Source organism: Thermus sp. NMX2.A1, from assembly GCF_000511705.1.
In the GTDB taxonomy this organism is placed as follows: domain Bacteria; phylum Deinococcota; class Deinococci; order Deinococcales; family Thermaceae; genus Thermus; species Thermus scotoductus.
Genome location: NZ_ATNI01000055.1, coordinates 46,916 through 66,127, shown reverse-complemented (window position 1 = coordinate 66,127; position 19,212 = coordinate 46,916). Strand labels below are relative to the sequence as shown.

The window sequence follows — 19,212 nt, the reverse complement described above, 5'->3', positions numbered from 1 at the left end:
CTGAACTGGTCAAGGAAAGCCTCTACTAAGGACCAACCGGGTCCGGCCCGCAGTTCAGCGTAGACCGGAGGGCTGACAAAAAGGGCTTGCCGGGATAGCCCATCCAGCAAGGCGATGGCCTTCTCATGTTGGGCATCCTTGGGGTCCAGGGCAGAAAGGATGACGTTGGTGTCCAGGCTGGTCATCCCTTACGCAGTTTCCGAATATAGCCCACGGCATCGTGCCCTGTGGTCTTTTGCAGGGCTTCGGCCTCATCGGGATAGGCCTCGAGAAGTTCCTGCAAAAGCTGCCGCACCGGTGGGCGCCAAGGGCGTAAGCGGATTTCTCCTTCCACCACTTCCACCAGGAGCTTTTCCCCGGGATGGAGCCCCAAAGCCTGCCGAACCTCGGCGGGAAGGGTGATCTGGTATTTGGGGCTGATGGTGACCGTGGCCATGCCTTTAGCTTAGCAAAAACCACTAAGCGTATTTTGCTTTACCCTATGCCCCGGCAAAGGAGAGCTCCGCCACCGCCACCGTGGGGCTACCGTAGGCGGCGTCCAGGAGGGTCCAGTCCAGGTCGTCCCCCACCGCCTCCACCCCCTGGAGAAGCTCCAGGAGGTTCCCGGAGACGGCGAAGTTCTCCACCGCGTGCCGCACCTCCCCCTCCTCCACCCAAAGCCCTAGGGCCTGGAGAGAGAAGTCCAGGCTCACCGGGTTCGCCCCGGCGTGGAGGCCCATGAACTCGGTTATCAGGACCCCCTTTTCCAGGCGCAGGTTGCCCACGGGTTCCAGGTAGAGGTTGGTGGGAGCCACGTCCAGGATTCCGCGGTAGGTGCGGAAGGCGTGGCCGGTGTTCTCCTGGCCCAAGGCCCTGGCGGTTTCTGCGTTGTGGAGGAAGGTTTTGAATACCCCCTTCTCCACCACCACCGTGCGCCGGGCCGGGGTGCCTTCGGCGTCAAAAGGACGGGAAACCAGGCCCTTTTCCAGGGTGGGGTCGTCCACCAGGGTGACCCACTCCGAGGCGATCCGTTCCCCTAAGCGGTTCAGGAGGCGGCTTTTGCCCTCGAGGGCGCTTTTGGCGGAAAGGGAGCGGGAAAGCACCAGGAGAAGCTCTGCCATAGCCTTGGGCTCCAGGTAGGCCCGGTAGCGGCCGGTGGGGAGGGGCCTGGCGTTTAAGTGCCTGGCGGTTTTCTCCCGGATTTCCAAAGCGGTGCGGCCGGGGTCCAGGAGGTGAAACTCCTTGGCCAGCTTGAAGTCCCAGCCTTGCTTGAGGCTTGGGCCATCCCCCATCACCAGGCTACCCCCCAGCCCAGCGAGTCCGGTGCGGAGGGCACCCTCGGCCCCTAAGGTGCTGGAGAGGGCCATCCGGACCTCCTTTTCCATGTAGCCCCCCATGAGGACGCTTCGGGTGCGGGGGTCGTCCCGCAAGGCCCTTTCCAGTTCCAGGGCGCTTTGCTTCTTGGCTTCCAGGGGAGCAGAAAGGCCCTCCCCCAGAAGGTCGTGGCTTCCCAAAGCCTGGCCTGGGGGGATGAAGCCTTCCTTTCCCGCAAGAAGGGCGTTATCCCTGGCCTCCGATAGGGCCCACTCTAAAGCTTCCGGGGAAAGCTCTTCCGTGTAGGCGTAGCCCACTTGGCCTTGGACCACCACCCTGAGGCCGATTCCCCCCTGGCGGGCCTCCTTGATCTCCTCCAGGGTACCTTGCCGGGCCCTTAAGGAAAGCTCCCGCTCCTCCTGGAAGAGGACTTCCGCCTCGAGGCCCAGTTCCTTCGCCCGTCTTAACAGGTACCGCTTGGCTTCCTCCAGCGTCATGCCCTACCTCCCACCACGATTTCCGAGACCAGCACATGGGGCTGGCCCACCTCCACGGGCACCATTCCCGAGAGGCTCCCGCACATCCCGGGGGCGTTTTCCCAGTCCTTGGCCACGGCCACCACCTTCCTGATGGTCTCCGGCCCCTTGCCCACCAGCATGGCCCCGCGCACGGGTTCTTCCAGGCGCCCGTGGCGGATGATGTATCCCTCCTGCACGGCGAAGTTGTACTCCCCCGAGCCCGGCTTCACCTGTCCGCCTCCCAACTCCTTGGCGTAGAGGCCGAACTCCACGCTGGCGATGAGGTCTTCCACCTCCTTGTCCCCCGGGGCGATGAAGGTGTTGCGCATCCTCGAGGTGGGGGCGAAGGTGTAGTCCTGCCTGCGGCCCGAGCCGGTCATGGGGTAGCCGGTGAGAAGGTGGCCCAGGCGGTCCACCATGTAGCTTTTGAGGATGCCCCTTTCGATGAGCACCGTGCGCTCCGTGGGGCGGCCCTCGTCGTCCACCTCCGTGGAACCCCAGGCGTGGGGGAGGGTGCCGTCGTCGATGTAGGTCACCGCGGGGCTTGCCACCTCCTCTCCAAGCCTATCGGCCAGGACGCTGGCCTTTTTGGCCACACTGGTGGTTTCCAAAAGATGCCCCAGGGCCTCGTGGAAGATAACCCCGCCGAAGGCGTTTCCCACCACCACGGGCATGGTCCCGGCGGGGGCGGGCTTGGCTCGCAGGTTGGTGAGGGCCTGGCGGGCGGCCTTGGCCCCCACCTCCTTGGGGGGGAAGAGGTCGAAGAGTTCCAGCCCCACACTCTTGCCGGGGGCCGCGTACCCCGTTTGCACCTCCGTGCCGTCTTGGGCCACCGCCAGCACGAAAAGCCGGGTGCGGACCCTCTTTTCCTCGGCCCACGTGCCCTCGGTGTTGGCGATCAGGACCTCCTGCTCCCATTCCTGGAGGCTGGCCTCCACCTGCCTGATCTCCGGGGCGATCCTGGCGCCGGCCTCCGCCTCCAGAAGCCTTTCCAGACGGTAGCGCTTGTCCTTTTCCCCGTAGGGCGTGCTAGGGGTGTGAAGGCCCTTGGGCAAAGTCTTGCGGAAGTCCAGGCCCCCGGCACCCCGCTCGTCCACCTGTCCCAGGGCTCCCTTGGCCCGGAGGAGGGTTTCCAGGGCTTCCAGAAGGCCCTCGCGGGTGAGCTGGTTGGTATAGGCGTAGACCACCTCGGTGCCGAAGAAGAGGCGGAGGCCCGCCCCGTAGTCCAGGCCGGAGATGGCCTCCTCCAGGCGGCCCGAACGCACGATCATGCGCCGCCTCCGGGAGCGCTCCGCGTAGATCTCGGCGAAGTCGGCCCCGCCCTTTAGGGCTTGCCGCAGGAGGGTTTCCACCAGATCTGGGCTTAGCATGGAAGGAGGCTAACCCAGGACTGACCCGCGGGTCAACTCCTTAGGGAAGAATTCCCTGGAGGACTCCTTTGGGGAGTCTCACGCAGGTTCTGCCGGGGTGAGGTGGAGGAGGGTGTAGACCGCCCTTTCCAGGGCCAGCCAGGGATCCTTGCCCTCCTTGGCCCGGCGCTCCGCCTGGATCAAGGCGTCCAGGCTGGTCTCGAGGGCTTCCTTGGAGAGGCCTCGAGCCAGCTCCAGCGCCCTTTTGGCCGCGTAGGGATGGGCCTCGAGGCGGGCGAGGTCGGCTTCCGTGGGCCTGGGGTTTTCCTTGAGAAGCATCCAGGCCCTGGCCAGAAGAGAAAACTGCCAGGCGAAGGCCCCGAGGAGCCTTAGGGGCTCCTCGCCCTCCTCCCTTAGCCGCCTTAGGTGGCGGAAGGCGGCCTTGGCCTCCCCTTCCAAAACCGCCCGCACCAGGTCAAACCCGCTTACGGGGGGCTTCAGGGCCACCACCCGTTCCACCTTCTCCAGGGTGAGGGGAGGTGGGAGAAGGGCGAGCTTCTCCAGCTCCCGTTCCAGGGCCTCGAGGTCCCCTTCCAGGGAAGCCAGGTACTGGGCGATGCCGGCGGGTAGCCTGAACCCCAGCCGCTTGGCCCGGTTTTCCAGGTGGCGGACGAGGTCCTTGCCCTTCGGGGTGGGGAAGTCCCGCCGCTCCCGGGTGCGGTAGAAGGCGGCCCGGGCGGTGGTGGGCTTGGGGTCAAGGATAAGCACGGCCACCTCCTCGGGGACGTTTTCCAGAAGGGGCTTTAACGCCTTCCACTCCCCATCGCTCACCTCCCTCAGGTCCAGCATGGCCCCGGCTTGCCCGAAAAGCCCGGGGCTTAGGGCCTCCGCCAGGGCTTCCGGGGTGGGTTCGGTGAAGTGGGTGAGGCCCCGAAGGGAGGCCTCCTGGAGGAGGGCCTCCTTGGCCAGAAAGGGATCCCCTGTGAAGGCGATGACCATGCTTTAGAAGGCGCTCAGCCCCGTGGCCTCCCGCCCCAGGACCAGAGTGTGGATGTCGTGGGTGCCCTCGTAGGTGTAGACGGTTTCTAGGTTGAGCATGTGGCGGATGGCGTGGTACTCCAGGGTGATGCCGCTTCCCCCCAGGATGTCCCGGGCTAGGCGGGCGGCCTTCAGAGCCTTCCACACGTTCTGCCGCTTGGCCAGGGAAACCTGGGCGGGCTTGAGCTTCCCCTCGTCCTTTAGCCGGGCCAGGCGCCAGGCGAGAAGCAGCCCCTCCGTGTGATCGGCCAGCATCTCCGCCAGCTTGGCCTGCACCAGCTGCTTTTTGGCGATGGGCTCGCCGAAGGTGCTCCGGCTTTTGGCGAACTCCACCGCCTCGGTGTACACCGCCTCCAAGGCTCCCAGAACCCCCCAGGCGATGCCGAAGCGAGCCTGGGTGAGGCAGGAAAGGGGGGCCTTGAGGCCCTCGGCCTTGGGCAGGCGCAGGGCCTCGGGCACTCTCACCTCCTCCAGCACCAGCTCGCTGGTCACCGAGGCCCTCAGGCTCATCTTGTGCTTCACCTCCCGGGCCTGGAAGCCTGGGGTGTCGGTGGGAACGATGAAGCCCAGAACCCGCCCCTCCTCGTCCTTGGCCCAGATGATGGCGATATGGGCCAGGTTGCCGTTGGTGATCCACATCTTGGTGCCGTTCAGGACCCAGGTATCCCCCTCGAGGCGGGCTTTGGTCTTCATGTTGCCGTAGGGGTCCGACCCCCCATCGGGTTCGGTGAGGCCGAAGCAGCCCACCATCTCCCCCCGGGCCAGCTTGGGCAGGAACTCCCGCTTCTGCTCCTCGCTGCCAAAGGCGTAGATGGGGTACATGACCAGGGAGCTTTGCACGCTCACAAAGCTCCTAAGCCCCGAGTCCACCCGTTCCAGCTCGTAGGCGATGAGCCCGTAGGCGGCGCTGGAAACTCCTGCTCCTCCGTACTCCGGGGGCAGGGTGGGGCCTAGGAAGCCCAGCTCCGCGAACCGGGGTATGAGGTGGGTGGGGAAGACCCCTTCCTCCCACCAGTCCCGGATATAGGGCAGGGCCTCCTTTTCCAGGAAGCGGCGGGCGGCCTTTTGGATCTCCTTCTCCTCCGGGGTGAGGAGGTCTTCTAGGGCGTAGAAGTCCAGCATGGGGCACCTCGAGGGGCAGTTTACCGGAAGAGGAGGGGGAATAGCTCCTCATGGCACCTCGGCGAAAGCCAAGGTGGGGTGGTATCAGAGCATTCCCGCCAAAAAGCCCTGCTCCCGGATGGTGCGGAGGAGGTCCATCACCGTCAGGACCTGGGGGTCGTACTCCACCAGGACCTGGGCGGGGCCGGTGGCCTGGACCTGGGAGGTGCCCTCGAGGTCCCGTAGCGCCTTAAGGATCCGCTCCATCCCCTCGGGGGTAGGCTCTCCCCGGATGCCGATGAGAACCCGGTTCATGGTCTCTATTCTAGGACGCCCCGGGTTTCTCCCCTCTGTCCCCGGCTTCCCAGGACCCTCACCGCCAGGACCAAGGGTCCGATGGCAAATCCCTGGGCCTGTAAGGCCGCCTGAAGGTCCTCCCGTGTGGGGTCCAGGTGTAGGGCCACCTCGTAGACCCCAGCGTCGTAGGCGCTTTTCACCACGGCGGCCAGGAGGCCCTCCAAAACGGCCTGGTTCCTGCCCTCCACCCGGGTGACGAGGACCGTGGTGGCCTCCCCCTGCCACACCGCCTGGGCCAGGGCGAAGCCCATGGGCTCCTCCCCCTCTTCCGCCAGGAAGGAGTGGCCGGTGCGGGCGAAAAAGCGCACGGCACCCAGGCTCAAGGGCCGGCTTCCCGCCACCCGGTTGAGGAGGTGCAGATCCAGCTCGGTGAAAGGACGGAAGCGCATGGGCCCATTATGCTTCCTGGGCCCGGGGTTTGGGGCGGAAGAGTAGGGCCTCGAGGAGGAGCACCAAGGCGGCGAGGAGGGCGAGGAACCGGCCCGCCCCTCCCTGGCTTGGAGGAAGAAAGCTGGGCCCGGGGGTGGGGAGGAGGGTTTCCACAGGGGAAAGGAGGCCCGTGCGCACCTCCCGGTAGGGTTTGAGGAAGTTGTAGACCAGGAGGGGGAAGAAGGGGCGCTCCTGGATGGCGGCCAAGGGGGGCAGGTAAAGCCCTCCTTCCGTGAAGTAGACGAGGCCCACCCCATCCTCCCCTTCCGCCAGGGGCCGCCAGGAACTGGGGGGCGGGGGAGGAGGGGGCAGGCGCTCCCCCAAAAGGGCCACTCCTTCCAGGAGGGGGTGAGGCGTAGCGAGGAGAACCGGGGTAGGGTTTCCCCCGGAAGGGGCCAGGTAGAGGGTTGGCCTATCGGGAAGCCCCTGGGGTACCCCGATGCGCACCCGCACCTCCTCCCCGGGAACCGCCCCCAGGAGGAGGAAGAGCCTTTCCAAGGCGGGGGCCTTGGGGTAGTCCACCCCAAGCCGCTTTAGGCCGAAGCCCGCCTCGTCGTCCAGGTCCAGGGCACCTCCATTCAGGAGCCGGGCGGTAAAGGTGGGGGGAAGGTTCTCCAGCCGGGCGAAGCCCCGGGCCGGAACCCGCACCTCCTCCACCCTGCCCCCCACCTCCACCCGGGCGACAAGGGTCCGGCTTGCGCTATTCCCTAAGGCCAAAAACCCCTGGGCCACGGCCACGATCCCCAGGTTCTCCCTGGGGCTTCCCACCCCGATGTACCCCTCCGCCCCAGGGGGCGGGGGGCCGTCGCTCGCCACCAGTACCGGAGCCTTTAGAAGCCTCCGCCCTAGGGCGATGGCCTCCTCCAGCCGGGCCTCACGGTCCCTTGGCTCCAGCGCCAGGAGTCGGGTCCTCAGGGCGATGCCGGGGGCAGGGCCATAGGCTTCCGGCTTTTCCCCAGCCTGCACCAAGACGGCCTCCGGGGTTCTTTCCAAAAGGGGGAGAAGCCTTTCCTTGGCCAGGTCCAGACGGGTCTTGGCTCCTTCCCGAGTGGCCATACTGGCGGAGGCGTCCACCACGAAGATCATGGGGGAGGGCCCCAAGGGGGGATCCTCGAGGGCCAAGACCATCAAGGCGGCCGCCAGGAGAAGGAGGAAAAGCCTTAAGTCCAGCCGGGGCCGAAAGCGCTTCTTCCTGCCCCTCTGCCAAAGCCATACCCCGGCCCAGGGGCGCACCTTGGGCCTCCTCGCCCGGTAAAGGAGGTAGACGAGGAGGAGCACCGGAAGGAGGAGCCAGAGCATTGTCCTTAGCCTAGTCCCTTCTTGAGGGTATCTGCTAGAGTAACAGGAGGTGATACCGTGCCCGGGGTGCTGGTGCACTTGAGGCTTCCGGAAGAGCTTGTAAAGCGCCTGGACGAGGAGCGGAAGGGGCGTTCCCGAAGCGAGGTGGTGGCGGAGGCCCTGGAAGACTACCTCAGGCGGGTGCGGCTTCTCTCCCTGGTGGAGGAGGTGGCGGGTTCCGTGGGTTTTGAGGAGGCTCCCCACTGGGCCACGCCGGAGGATGTGGTGGGCTATGTCCGGACTTTGAGGGGGGAAGCGGAGGCCCGTTTGGATGCGTTATCTCCTGGACAGCACGGTGATCATTGATCTCTTCCGGGGCCATCCCCGGGTGGTGGCCTGGGTGCGGGGGAGTCTGGCCCAGGGGGCAACCCTGTGGGTTACGCCCATTACGGTGGCGGAGGTGTTGGCAGGCGTTCCGGAGAGGGGATTGGAGGCCCAGCGCCGCTTTCTCCGGGAGCTGGGTTTCGCACCTTTAGACTTCGCGGTAGCCGAGCGGGCTGCAAGGCTTTTTTGGGAGAGGAAGGTCCAGGGAGCCCGGCTTCCTTTAGTGGACCTGTTGCAATGGGCAGCGGCGGAGGTGCACGGCCTCACCTTGGTCAGTTCCAATACCCGCCATTACCCGGGCCCGGTGCTGGATCCGAGGGAAGGATAGCCATGTGGATTTTGGGCATTGACACCTCCTGCGACGACACGGGGGTAGGCCTGGTGAAGGACGGGGAGGTGGTGGTGAACCTGGTGGCCAGCCAGGTGGCCCTGCACCAGGCTTTCGGCGGGGTGGTGCCCGAGCTGGCCAGCCGGGAGCACCTGAAGGTCATCCGCCCCCTTGCGGAAAAGGCCCTGGCCGAGGCAGGGATAGGGCCCAAGGATCTTTCCTTGGTGGCGGCCACCCGTGGCCCTGGGCTCATCGGGGCCCTGCTGGTGGGGTACACCTTCGCCAAGGGCCTGGCCTGGGCCTTGAGGAAGCCCTTCTATGCCATCCATCACCTCGAGGCCCACATCGCCGCCGCCTGGCCTCCTGGCCTGAGCCCCCCTTTCTTGGCCCTGGTGGCCTCGGGTGGGCACACCCACCTTTTCGCGGTGGAGGCCCTGGGCCGCTACCGGCTTCTCGGGGCTACCCGGGATGATGCCGCCGGGGAGGCCTTTGACAAGGTGGCGAGGCTTCTCGGCCTGGGCTTTCCCGGGGGACCCGAGATCGAGCGCCTGGCCCAGGAGGCCAGGGAGAAGGTGCCCTTCCCCGTCCCCCTCAAGGACCAGAAGGGGTACGAGTTCAGCTTCTCCGGCCTCAAGACCAAGGCGGTGCAGCTGGTGGAGGCCGGGCATCCCGCCCCGGCCTTGGCCAGGGGGTTTCAGGAGGCGGCGGTGGAGCACCTGGCCCAGGTGGTCATCCGGGCTGCCCAGGACACGGGCCACCGGGTGCTTCTGGTGGCGGGAGGGGTGGCCGCCAACCGGGCCTTGCAGGCTCGCTTCCAGGAGGCGGGGCTTACCGTGTACTTCCCCCCCAGGGGCCTTTCCCAGGACAACGGGGCCATGGTGGCCTTGGCCGCCTGGCGCCGTTACCAAGCAGGCTTTCCCCCTAGCCCCCTGTCCCTTGGGGCCACCGCCTACTGGCCCCTCGAGGAGGCCTGAAGGCTTTCTCATCCTGTAGGGGTACAATCGGCCTTAGGATGCTGGGCCTCATACGGAAGCTTTTCGACAACAACGAGCGGGAGATTGCCCGCTACTACAAGCAAGTGGTGGAGCCCACCAACCGGCTGGAGCCGGAGGTGGAGAAGATCGCTGACCTGGCCGCGGCCTACGCGGAGCTCAAGGAGAAGCACGAGAGGGGAGCGAGCCTCGAGGAGCTTCTCCCCATGGCCTTCGCCTTGACCCGCGAGTCCGCCAAGCGCTATTTGGGCATGCGCCACTTTGATGTGCAGCTCATCGGCGGGGCGGTGCTCCACGAGGGCAAGATCGCGGAGATGAAGACCGGGGAGGGCAAGACCCTGGTGGCCACCTTGGCTGTGGCCCTGAACGCCCTAAGGAGTAAGGGTGTCCACGTGGTCACGGTGAACGACTACCTGGCCCGCCGCGACGCCGAGTGGATGGGGCCCGTGTACCGGGGCCTGGGCCTCACGGTGGGGGTCATCCAGCACAGCTCCACCCCCGAGGAGCGCCGCAAGGCCTACCTGGCCGACGTCACCTACGTGACCAACTCCGAGCTGGGCTTTGACTACCTCCGGGACAACATGGCCATCAGCCCGGACCAGCTGGTGCTTCGCCACGACACCCCCTTGCACTACGCCATCATCGACGAGGTGGACTCCATCCTCATCGACGAGGCCCGCACCCCTTTGATCATCTCCGGCCCAGCGGAGAAGGCCACGGACCTCTACTACAAGATGGCGGAGATCGCCAAGAAGCTGGAGCGAGGCCTTCCCCCGGAGCCCGGGGTGCGCAAGGAGCCCACGGGGGACTACACCATTGAGGAGAAGAACCGCTCCGTGCACCTCACCCTCCAGGGCATTGCCAAGGCGGAAAAACTCCTTGGGGTGGAGGGGCTTTTCAGCCCCGAGAACATGGAGCTCGCCCACATGCTCATCCAGGCCATCCGGGCCAAGGAGCTCTACCACCGGGACCGGGACTACATCGTCCAGGATGGCCAGGTCATCATCGTGGACGAGTTCACGGGCCGCCTGATGCCAGGGCGGCGCTACGGGGAAGGCCTCCACCAGGCCATTGAGGCCAAGGAGGGGGTCAAGATTGAGCGGGAGAACCAGACCCTGGCCACCATCACCTACCAGAACTTCTTCCGCCTCTACGAGAAGCGGGCCGGGATGACCGGCACCGCCAAGACCGAGGAGAAGGAGTTCCAGGAGATCTACGGCATGGACGTGGTGGTGGTGCCCACCAATCGCCCCATGATCCGGCAGGACTTCCCCGACGTGGTCTACCGGACGGAAAAGGGCAAGTTCTATGCGGTGGTGGAGGAGATCGCCGAGAAGTACGAACGGGGCCAGCCGGTCCTGGTGGGCACCATCAGCATCGAGAAGTCCGAAAGGCTTTCCCAGATGCTCAAGGAGCCCCGCCTCTATCTGCCCCGGCTGGAGATGCGCCTGGAGCTTTTCAAGAAGGCCAGCCAGAAGCAGCAGGGGGAGGAGTGGGAGCGCCTAAGGAAGCTTCTGGAAAAGCCTACCCAGCTTAAGGATGAGGATCTTGCAGCCTTTGAGGGCCTCATTCCCCCGAAGGGCAACCTGCGCGCTGCCTGGGAGGGTTTAAAGCGGGCGGTGCATACCCTGGGCATCCTGCGCCAGGGCATTCCCCACCAGGTCCTGAACGCCAAGCACCACGCCAAGGAGGCGGAGATCGTGGCCCAGGCGGGCCGGAGCAAGACGGTCACCATCGCCACCAACATGGCGGGCCGGGGCACGGACATCAAGCTGGGGGGGAACCCCGAGTACCTGGCGGCAGCCCTATTGGAGAAGGAGGGCTTTGACCGGTACGAGTGGAAGGTGGAGCTCTTCATCAAGAAGATGGTGGCGGGCCAGGAGGAGGAGGCCCGGGCCCTGGCCCAGGAGCTGGGCATCAAGGAAGAGCTTCAGGAAAAGATCCGCCAGATCCGGGAGGAGTGCAAGGCGGACGAGGAACGGGTGCGGCAACTGGGAGGGCTTTTCATCCTGGGCACCGAGCGGCACGAGTCCCGCCGCATCGACAACCAGCTTCGGGGCCGGGCCGGGCGCCAGGGGGACCCGGGGGGAAGCCGCTTCTACGTGAGCTTTGACGACGACCTCATGCGCCTTTTCGCCTCAGACCGGGTCATCGCCATGCTGGACCGCATGGGGTTTGACGACTCTGAGCCCATCGAACATCCCATGGTGACCCGTTCCATCGAGCGGGCCCAGAAGCGGGTGGAGGACCGCAACTTCGCCATCCGCAAGCAGCTTTTGCAGTTTGACGACGTGATGGCCCGCCAGCGGGAGGTCATCTACGCCCAGCGCCGCCTGATCCTTCTGGGTACGGATGAGGAGGTGAAGGAGGCGGCCTTGGGCATGGTGGAGGAAACGGTGGCGGGGATTGCGGAAAACATCCTGAACCCCCAGGTGCACCCCGAGGACTGGGACCTGGATGCCCTGAAGACCACCCTCCTGGACACCGTGCCCCAGCTTGCGGACTTCCCCTTTGAGGAGCTTCGCACCTTAAAGCCCGAAGAAGGCGTGGAGCGCCTGGTGGAGGCGGCCTTGAAGGCCTACGAGGCCAGGGAGCAGGAGCTTTCCCCTCCCCTGATGCGGGCGGTGGAGCGCTTCGTGATCCTCAACGTGGTGGACTCCGCCTGGAAGGAGCATCTCCATAACCTGGATGTGCTCCGCCAGGGTATCTTCCTGCGGGGCTATGGTCAGAAGGACCCCTTCCAGGAGTACAAGATCGAGGCCACCCGGCTGTTCAACGACATGGTGGGCTTCATCAAGGGGGAGGTGGCCAAGTTCCTCTTCCGCCTCAAGGTGGAGGCGGAGCCGGTGCGCCCGGTGCGGGAGGCTCCTTACGTGCCCGTGCCCGCTCCCCAGGAGGAGGCCCGGCCCTTCGGCGTGGAGAAGAAGCGCCCCACCACCCCACCGCCCCAGCCCGGCCTTTCCCGGGCTGAGCGCCGAAGGCTCATGCGGGAGGAGAGGAAGCGCAAGAAGGAGTAGGGCCCTTTCCCGTGAGCTTTCCCGGGGCGTTCCAGAACTTGGCCGGAAGGGACTTACCGGGTTCCCCACCTTGGCGAAAGCCAAGGTGGGGTGGTACTAGGCCTCCACCTGTAAGCTGGTGGGGTCCAGGTTGGTGTAGACGTGTTGCACGTCGTCCAGGTCCTCCAAAGCCTCCACCAGGCGCATCACCTTGGCGGCCTCCTCGGGAGGCAGGGCCACGGTGTTCTGGGGATGCTGCACCACCTCCACCGCCTCCACGGGGATGCCCCGCCTTTTAAGTTCCTCGGCCATGCGGTAGGCCTCGGCGGGATCGGTGTAGATGGTGAGGCTTTCCCCTTCCTCCTCGAGGTCCAGGGCTCCAAGCTCTATGGCCGCCTCCTGAGCGGCCTCGGAGTTGTGGCAGACGATCACGCCTTTGCGCTCAAACTGCCAGGCCACGCTGCCCGTGGCCCCCAGGGAGCCGCCGTACTTGTTGAAGACGTGGCGCACCTCCCCGGCGGTGCGGTTGCGGTTTTCCGTGAGGGCGTAGACCAGAAGGGCCACCCCGCCCGGGGCGTAGCCCTCGTAGATGATCTCCTCGTACTGCTCGGCTCCTTCCCCTCCCCCTTGCAGCTTCTGCAGGAGGCGCTCGATGTTTTCCATGGGGACATCGTCGGCGCGGGCGGCTTCAATGGCGTTGCGAAGCTGGACGTTGGCCTCGGGGTAGGGGCTTCCCCCCGCCCGGGCAGCCGCCTGGATGGCCCGTAGGTGCTTGGAGATGATCTTGCCGCGTTTGAGGTCGTTGGCGGCTTTTTTGCGCTTGATCTGTGCCCACTTGCTATGACCGGCCATGGCTCACCTCACCCATTATAGCCAGCCTTTCCAGCACCTTCTCCGCCAGGCGTTCCCCGGCCTCCCGGAAGGGGTGGAAGAGAAGGCTCACCCCGGCGGCTTCCAGGATGGGGTCTTCCTCCAGGTGGAAGCTGGTGGCGGCCAGGATCCCCTTAAAGCCCCGCTCCTTCAGCCAGCGGGCGGCGAGGACCTTGGCCTCGAGGTCCGGCAGGGCCAGGACCACTGCCTTAAGCCCTGTAAGGTCCAGGCGCTCCCAAAGCTCGGGGTCCTCCGCATCCCCGTAGAGGACCCGCCGCCCCTTGGCCTGGTGGCGGGCCACCTTTTCGGGGTCGGCGTCCAGGCCCACCGGGCGCTCCCCCTTGGCCTCCAGGATGCGGTAGACGGCTCCCCCGGTGCGCCCCATGCCCACGATGAGCACCGTGGACCCATCCAGGCTCTCGGGTTCCTGGTCGGGGTGGCGCCCCTGGCGCTCCAGGGGAAGGAGGCGGGCCTCGAGGCGTTTGTAAAGGCTATGGCTGTACCGGGCTAGGGGTGCGGAAATCGCCATGGAAAGGGCCACCAGGAGGGCCAGGGTGGAAAGGCTATGGGGGAGAAGCCCCGCCCGTTCCAGCACGACCCCCACGATGAGGGCAAACTCCGAGTAGTTGCCCAGGTACATGCCGCTCACGAAGGCGGTGCGGGCCCGAAGCCCGAAGAGGAGAAACAGGGCGAAGAAGAGAGGGGTCTTGACCAAGGCCAGGAGGAGAAGGGACAGGACCACCCCGAGTTCCACGCCCTGTAGCCCTTCCCTGAGGCCGATATCCAGGAAAAAGGCCACCAGAAAGGCTTCCTTGAGGCTCCAAAGCCCCTTGGCCATCTCCCCTCCCTTTTCGTGGCCCGAGAGGAGGATGCCCATGATTAAGGCTCCCAGTTCCGGGGATAGCCCCATCTGGCGGAAGCCCTCGCCTCCCAGTAGGGCAAGGCCCAGGCCGAAGAGCACGAGTAGCTCGTCGTGGCCGCTTTTTTCCAGAAGCCAGGCCACGGCAAACCTGAGAAGGGGCAGGAGGAGAACCAGCCCTACCCAGGGGCTTATTTGATTCTCGCCATACAGGGTGATAAGGCCCACCGCCACCAGGTCCTGCAGGACCAGGATGCCCACGCTGAGGCGGCCATGGTACGTGGTGAGTTCCTTCTTGTCTTCGAGGACCTTCACCACAAGGACGGTGCTGGAAAAGGCCAGGGCGATGGCCAGGGGAAGGTTTCCCACGAGGAGGAAGGCGAGCAGGGCGAAAAGCAGGAGGTGGAGGCCGCCCACTCCCAGGATGCGGGGCTCGAGGAGGTCTTGAAAGCGGAGCTTTAACCCCACGGTGAAAAGGAGAAGGAGCACCCCGATCTCCGCCGCGCGGTGCAGGAATTCCGTCTCCCTTAGGCCCAAGCCGTGCAGGGCGAAGCCCGCCCCCAGATAGCCCACCAGGGGAGGAAGCCCCAGGCGGCTGGCCAAGAGGCCCAGGGTAAAGGCAGCAGCCACCCAGAGGGCTTCCATGGCTTCCAGGGTAGCAGACCAGCATGGGACAAGGGGGGTGTACCCCCCCTTGTCCCTACACCGAAAGGATTACTTCTTTTCTGCCAGGGCCTTGTCCAAGAGGGTCTTCCACTCCTCGTAGGGTAGGAAGCCCGTGCGCTTTTCCCCTGCGATGAAGAAGGTGGGGGTACCGGTGAGGCCCAGGTCCGAGGCCAGCTTCTGGTCGGCCAGGACCCCCTCGCGGTGCTTATTGGAGGAAAGGCACTGGCTAAAGGTGTTCTCGTCCAGCCCCATCTGCCCTGCCAGGTCCACCAAGTAGCGGTCCAGCACGCTCCCCTGGAGGTTTGCCCAGCTGGAGCTAGCCCGGAAGAGGACCTCGTGGTACTCGTAGTAGCGCCCTTGGTCGGCGGCGCAGGCGGCGGCCTCGCTGGCCCGGATCACGTTGGCCTGGCCGGGGAAGGGGAAGTCGCGGAAGAGGTAGCGCACCTTACCGGTGTCGATGTACTCGGCTTTAAGTCGGGGAAGGACGTTTAAAGCGTGGTTCTGGCAGTGGGGGCAGAGGTAGTTGGAAAAGTCCACCACCACCACGGGGGCGTTGGGGTCGCCCAGGGCAAAGCGGGCACCTTGGGCGGGGTCCAGCCCGGCTTTCCCCTTGGGACCCCAAAGGATCCAGCCCAAGCCGAGAAGGGCCAGGGCCACCACTACGAGAACTATAGCGCGCTGCATGGGTTTACTCTACCACGCTCCCGGTGAGAAACCCTGAGAGAGGCCCCCTTAGCCCCGGTAGGGGGACTGGCGGGCCTCGCCCTCCGGGGTGAGGTAGAAGGGGTTCGCATCGGTGGATACCATGGTTTCCGTTTCCACCGCCTCCTGGATGTCCTTGGGCAGGACGAACATGGCCTCGAGGTAGGGGGCGGAAAGGTGCCTTAAAGCCAGCTGCCGCTCCCGGATGCGGGCCTCGATGACCCCTTCGGAGAAGGCCGCGGGGTCAAAGGCATCCGAGGCCAGGAGGAAGCCAAAGTTCAGGAAGAAGCCGGGGATGTGGTTCTTGTAGCTCCGCACGTAGCGGAAAGCCTCCCGCACCGTGCGGTGCACCACGGGATGCACGCGGTGGTGGGTGAGCATGATCATCCCCGCCTGCATGCCCATGATCCCGCCCGGGTTCAGGTGGGCCTTCACCAGGCGGTAAAACTCCACCGTGTAGAGAAGCCTTGCGGGGTTGTCCTCCCCCACGGGGTCCGTGAGGTCGATGATGATGACATCGTACGTGTCCTGGGTGCGCTCCAGGTAAGCCCGGGCGTCGTCGATGATCAGGACCGTCCGGGGATCCTCGAAGGCTCCCTGGTGCCATTCGGGCATGTGGCGCTTGGCCACCTCCACCAGCTCCCCGTCGATGTCCACCATCACCGCCCGTTCCACGGTGGGGTGCTTGAGCACCTCCCTCAGGGTGGCCCCTTCCCCGCCTCCCACGATGAGCACGGTCCTGGGCTCGGGATGGGAGAGCATGGCCGGGTGGACCAGGGTTTCGTGGTAGACGTACTCGTCCCTTTCCGTGCTCTGCACGTCCTTGTCCAGGACCAGCACCTTGCCGAAGCCCTTGGTTTCAAAGAGAAAGTAGTCCTGGTACTTGGTGCGGCCGGAGGCGATCACCCTTTCCATGCGCCGCACCATGGTTTCGTAAGGGGTGATGTGCTCAAAAAAGTACATGCCGTAGTCCATAGCTTCAACCTCCTTGCTGGCCGCCAAAGGCCCGGCGCTTGATGGCGTGTTCCGTTCCCCGCCAGTAGCGGAAGGCCGATTCCTCCTTGGCCCCGAAGGCCCGGGAGAGCCCCTTCAGGACCTCCTCGGGGTCCACTCCATCCCGGTAGAAGTAGAGGTCCAGGGTGGCGGAGGCGTTGTCCTCGGGCCAGGTGTGGATCATCACCGCGGCCACCGGGCTCACCACCGCCGCCGAGAGCCCCTGGGGATGAAACTTGTACACCACCGACTGGGCCGAGCCCCTGGGTGCCCCCAGGCGCATCACCGCGTCCAGGAGGGCTGCCTCCACCATCTTGGGGTTTTCCAAGACATCCAGGTCGCAACCGTAGATTTCCGCCACCCAGCGCCCGCCCGGCACCGTTTCCACAAAGGGCCATGATAGCACACCTTTACCCGAAGAAGTCCTTGAGCTGTTCTTTGCTGATGAGGACCTCCCGGGGCTTGGAACCCTTGGAAGGGCCCACGATTCCCATGGCCTCGAGGGCATCCATCAGCTTCCCGGCCCGGGCGTGGCCGATGGAAAGGCGGCGCTGCAGGCGGCTTACGGAGCCGTAGCCCTCCTCCACCACGATCTCCGCCGCCTTCTTGAGAAGGGGATCCGAGAAGTCCACCTCGCCGGGGCCCGCGCCCTCCGGCCCCTTGGGGGGCTCAAAGTCCTGGCCGTAGGCCTCGGCGAAGCGGTCCTCGTAACTCTGGCCCCTGAGGAAGCCGGCCAGGCGCCCTACTTCCTCCTCGGAGAGGTAGGGTACCTGCAGGCGCACGGGCTTGGTGAGCCCGGGCTGGTAGAAGAGGGCATCCCCCTGGCCGATGAGCTTTTCCGCTCCCTGGGTGTCCAGGATGGTGCGGGAATCGAAGCCGCTGGACACGGCAAAGGCCAGGCGGGCGGGGATGTTCACCTTGATGAGGGAGGTGAGGATGTCCACGCTGGGCCGCTGGGTGGCCAGGATGAGGTGCATGCCCGTGGCCCGGGCCATCTGGGCCAGGCGCAGAATGGCGGATTCCACCTCCTTGGGGGCGGTCATCATCAGGTCGGCCAGCTCGTCCACCACGATGATCAGGTAGGGAAGGGTTTCCCCGCCTTCCTTTTCCATCTTGGCGTTGTACTGTTCCAGGTTCCTGGCCCCCACCCCGCTTAGGAGCCGGTAGCGCCGTTCCATGTGGGCCACCGCTCCTTGCAGGACCCCGGCGGCTTCCTCGGGGCTGGTGACCACAGGGCGCACCAGGTGGGGGATGCCCTCGTAGGGGGTGAGCTCCACCATCTTGGGGTCGATGAGGAGGAAGCGCAAGGAGGTGGGGAGGTGTTTAAAGAGGAGGCTTGCGATAAGGACGTTGATGGCCACGCTCTTGCCGCTTCCCGTGGAGCCGGCGATGAGGAGGTGGGGCATTTTGGCGAGGTCCCTCACCCAGATCTCCCCCTCGATGCTCTTGCCGAGGACCAGGGGCAGAAGGGCCTTGGCGTTTTGGAAGGCAGGGGAGAGGACCGCCTCGGAAAAGCGCACCAGCTCCCTTTTGGGGTTTGGCACCTCGAGGCCCACGGTGTTCTTCCCGGGAATAGGGGCTTCGATGCGCACCGCCCCCACCGCCAGGGCCCGGGCCAGGTCGTTTTGCAGGCTCTGGATGCGGCTAATCTTCTCCCCGGGGGCAGGCAGAAGCTCGTAGCGGATCACGGAGGGGCCGCGGGCATGGCCCACCACCTCCGCCTGCACCCCGAAGTGCTTGAGGGTGTCGGCGATGGTGCGCTTTAGCCTTTCCACCTCCTCCTCCAGGCCCCGGGCGGTTCCCTTGGGCTCCGGGGGGTCCAGGAGGTCCGGGGTGGGGAGGGCCAGGGCCGTGCTCTGGGGACGGGAGCGGGGTGGTGAAGGAGGGTCCGGCTGGACCTGGGCTGGGGAGGGTTCGGGGAAGACCAGGTCCAGGTCAAAGGGTTCCGGCTCAGGGGCAGGGGGTGGGGGAGAAACGGTGGGCGGGGGATTCCCCGTGAGGAGGGCCCTAAGCCCCTCGGCCTGGGCCTCGGGATGCCGGGAGAGGAAGGATAGCCAAGAGGAAAGCTCCTCGTAGCGCCCCTCGAGGTCCTGGACCAGACCGGAAAGCTCCTCCCAGCGGGCCTGGCGCTCTTCCCGAAGCCTTAGGCCCTGGACCAGGCCTCCCACGCTGGGCTTGGGTGCGGGAAAGGTGAGAAGGGCTTTCAAGCGGGATAAAAGGGCCTGGGCCTCGAGGTGAAGGGCTGCCCGCCGTTCCTCCAGGGCATCCCGCAGGGGACCTTCCCCCGGCACAGGGGTTTTCAAGCCTTGGAGGAGGGCTTGGAGCCGGGGTTCCAGGGGCCTTTGGTCCTCTTCCATCTGCCGCTTCAGCTCGACGGCCCGTTCCTTCAGGAACTCCCTTAAAGCCTTTTCCACCCCCGGGAGTTCCGCAGGGGAGAGGTTCTGCGCCAGGGCCTTTAGGGCGGTGTGTTCAGGGTAAAGGCGGGCGAGGAAGCCGATCCTTTGCCTGAGAAGAAGGGCTTTCAGGCGGTGGCGGATCCGGCGCACGCCCTCCACCCCCAGGTGCAGGCCGGTGAGGAGGAGGTGAAAAGGAGGTTTTCGCCGCCAGAGGTCCAGGACCAAGGAGGCCAGGATGGGGGGAAGGAGGAAGCCCAAGGCCCCTGCCTTGGCTTCCAGGAAGGAGCGCACTTCCTCGCCCATCCGGCCCGAAAGGGGTTGCCCCAGGAGGGGAAGGAGGGCGAAGGCCAGGAGGTAAAGGAAAAGAAGGTGGCGAAGAAGAGGCTTTAGGGGTTTGTTCCGGAAGAGGAAGGCCCCCAGGAGGAAAAGGCTTGGCGGAAGGAGGTAGGCGGGTAGGCCCAGCGCCTGGTAGAAGGTTTCCCGGAGGAAGGACCCGAAGGCCCCTGTGGGCAAGGGTAGAAGGGGAGCGGCGAAGAAGACCCCCGCCCCCAAGGCCACGGTACCCAGGGCCTCGAGGTCGCGGTTTCGGCTGGGCCTAGCCGGTTTCCGCTTCGCCATCGGAAGGATTATAACCTGGCGGCATGGAAGGGAAAAGGGAAGCCC

General features: G+C 65.7%; 19 protein-coding genes. 4 read left to right on the top strand and 15 right to left on the bottom strand.

Annotation, left to right across the window (positions count from 1 at the left end):
• From TNMX_RS05865 to TNMX_RS05825, 9 genes are all read right to left on the bottom strand, one after another.
• Positions 1–185: PIN domain-containing protein (locus TNMX_RS05865; protein ID WP_038030305.1), on the bottom strand; the 185-nt coding region annotated here is incomplete at its 3' end.
• On the bottom strand, positions 182–436 hold the full coding sequence (locus TNMX_RS05860) for an AbrB/MazE/SpoVT family DNA-binding domain-containing protein (RefSeq protein ID WP_008632194.1): 255 nt from the start codon (positions 434–436) through the stop codon (positions 182–184). The genes TNMX_RS05865 and TNMX_RS05860, both read right to left, overlap by 4 nt.
• 43 nt (positions 437–479) lie before the next feature.
• Positions 480–1,790 (bottom strand): TldD/PmbA family protein, encoded by a 1,311-nt coding sequence (locus TNMX_RS05855; RefSeq protein ID WP_038030304.1) that lies wholly within the window; start codon positions 1,788–1,790, stop codon positions 480–482.
• Positions 1,787–3,181, bottom strand: a complete 1,395-nt coding sequence (locus tag TNMX_RS05850; protein ID WP_038030303.1) for a TldD/PmbA family protein — start codon at positions 3,179–3,181, stop codon at positions 1,787–1,789. Before TNMX_RS05850 ends, TNMX_RS05855 begins: the two co-directional genes overlap by 4 nt.
• A 78-nt stretch (positions 3,182–3,259) precedes the next feature.
• The gene (gene holA / locus TNMX_RS05845; RefSeq protein ID WP_038030302.1) at positions 3,260–4,159 is read right to left on the bottom strand and encodes a DNA polymerase III subunit delta; all 900 of its coding nucleotides are present in this window, start codon (positions 4,157–4,159) and stop codon (positions 3,260–3,262) included.
• 3 nt (positions 4,160–4,162) lie between these two features.
• Complete coding sequence (locus TNMX_RS05840) at positions 4,163–5,320, bottom strand: acyl-CoA dehydrogenase family protein (RefSeq protein ID WP_028493846.1); 1,158 nt, start codon at positions 5,318–5,320, stop codon at positions 4,163–4,165.
• A gap of 84 nt (positions 5,321–5,404) precedes the next feature.
• On the bottom strand, positions 5,405–5,614 hold the full coding sequence (locus TNMX_RS05835) for a hypothetical protein (RefSeq protein ID WP_015717699.1): 210 nt from the start codon (positions 5,612–5,614) through the stop codon (positions 5,405–5,407).
• A gap of 5 nt (positions 5,615–5,619) precedes the next feature.
• The gene (locus tag TNMX_RS05830; protein ID WP_015717698.1) at positions 5,620–6,045 is read right to left on the bottom strand and encodes a DUF1999 family protein; all 426 of its coding nucleotides are present in this window, start codon (positions 6,043–6,045) and stop codon (positions 5,620–5,622) included.
• A gap of 7 nt (positions 6,046–6,052) precedes the next feature.
• Positions 6,053–7,384 (bottom strand): VWA domain-containing protein, encoded by a 1,332-nt coding sequence (locus TNMX_RS05825; RefSeq protein ID WP_038030300.1) that lies wholly within the window; start codon positions 7,382–7,384, stop codon positions 6,053–6,055.
• A 57-nt stretch (positions 7,385–7,441) separates the two neighbouring features.
• On the opposite strand from TNMX_RS05825, the gene TNMX_RS05820 reads away from it, so the two are divergent.
• Genes TNMX_RS05820 through secA form a run of 4 tightly spaced genes read left to right on the top strand, consistent with a single transcriptional unit; the run spans position 7,442 to position 12,084 of the window.
• Positions 7,442–7,729, top strand: a complete 288-nt coding sequence (locus TNMX_RS05820; protein ID WP_015717696.1) for a ribbon-helix-helix domain-containing protein — start codon at positions 7,442–7,444, stop codon at positions 7,727–7,729.
• Entirely contained in the window at positions 7,695–8,075 is a 381-nt protein-coding gene (locus TNMX_RS12385) for a type II toxin-antitoxin system VapC family toxin (protein WP_084221133.1), read from the top strand. The genes TNMX_RS05820 and TNMX_RS12385 overlap by 35 nt, the downstream gene beginning before the upstream one ends.
• Before the next feature lie 2 nt (positions 8,076–8,077).
• The gene (gene tsaD, locus TNMX_RS05810) at positions 8,078–9,049 is read left to right on the top strand and encodes a tRNA (adenosine(37)-N6)-threonylcarbamoyltransferase complex transferase subunit TsaD (protein WP_038030299.1); all 972 of its coding nucleotides are present in this window, start codon (positions 8,078–8,080) and stop codon (positions 9,047–9,049) included.
• Positions 9,050–9,087: 38 nt separating this feature from the next.
• Positions 9,088–12,084 (top strand): preprotein translocase subunit SecA, encoded by a 2,997-nt coding sequence (secA, locus tag TNMX_RS05805; protein WP_038030298.1) that lies wholly within the window; start codon positions 9,088–9,090, stop codon positions 12,082–12,084.
• Positions 12,085–12,180: 96 nt separating this feature from the next.
• Here secA and TNMX_RS05800 read toward each other — a convergent pair whose 3' ends face one another.
• From TNMX_RS05800 to TNMX_RS05775, 6 genes are all read right to left on the bottom strand, one after another.
• Positions 12,181–12,915, bottom strand: a complete 735-nt coding sequence (locus TNMX_RS05800) for a YebC/PmpR family DNA-binding transcriptional regulator (protein WP_038030297.1) — start codon at positions 12,913–12,915, stop codon at positions 12,181–12,183.
• On the bottom strand, positions 12,902–14,437 hold the full coding sequence (locus TNMX_RS05795; protein ID WP_038030296.1) for a cation:proton antiporter family protein: 1,536 nt from the start codon (positions 14,435–14,437) through the stop codon (positions 12,902–12,904). The genes TNMX_RS05800 and TNMX_RS05795 overlap by 14 nt, the downstream gene beginning before the upstream one ends.
• Before the next feature lie 69 nt (positions 14,438–14,506).
• Positions 14,507–15,142 carry a DsbA family protein gene (locus tag TNMX_RS05790; protein WP_038030294.1) on the bottom strand — a complete coding sequence of 212 codons (636 nt, stop codon included), beginning with the start codon at positions 15,140–15,142 and terminating at the stop codon, positions 14,507–14,509.
• A gap of 48 nt (positions 15,143–15,190) precedes the next feature.
• The gene (gene speE / locus TNMX_RS05785) at positions 15,191–16,135 is read right to left on the bottom strand and encodes a polyamine aminopropyltransferase (protein ID WP_038030292.1); all 945 of its coding nucleotides are present in this window, start codon (positions 16,133–16,135) and stop codon (positions 15,191–15,193) included.
• Positions 16,136–16,139: 4 nt separating this feature from the next.
• Complete coding sequence (gene speD / locus TNMX_RS05780) at positions 16,140–16,541, bottom strand: S-adenosylmethionine decarboxylase (RefSeq protein ID WP_038030290.1); 402 nt, start codon at positions 16,539–16,541, stop codon at positions 16,140–16,142.
• A 22-nt stretch (positions 16,542–16,563) separates the two neighbouring features.
• Complete coding sequence (locus TNMX_RS05775; protein ID WP_038030288.1) at positions 16,564–19,167, bottom strand: DNA translocase FtsK; 2,604 nt, start codon at positions 19,165–19,167, stop codon at positions 16,564–16,566.
• Positions 19,168–19,212: the final 45 nt, after the last annotated feature.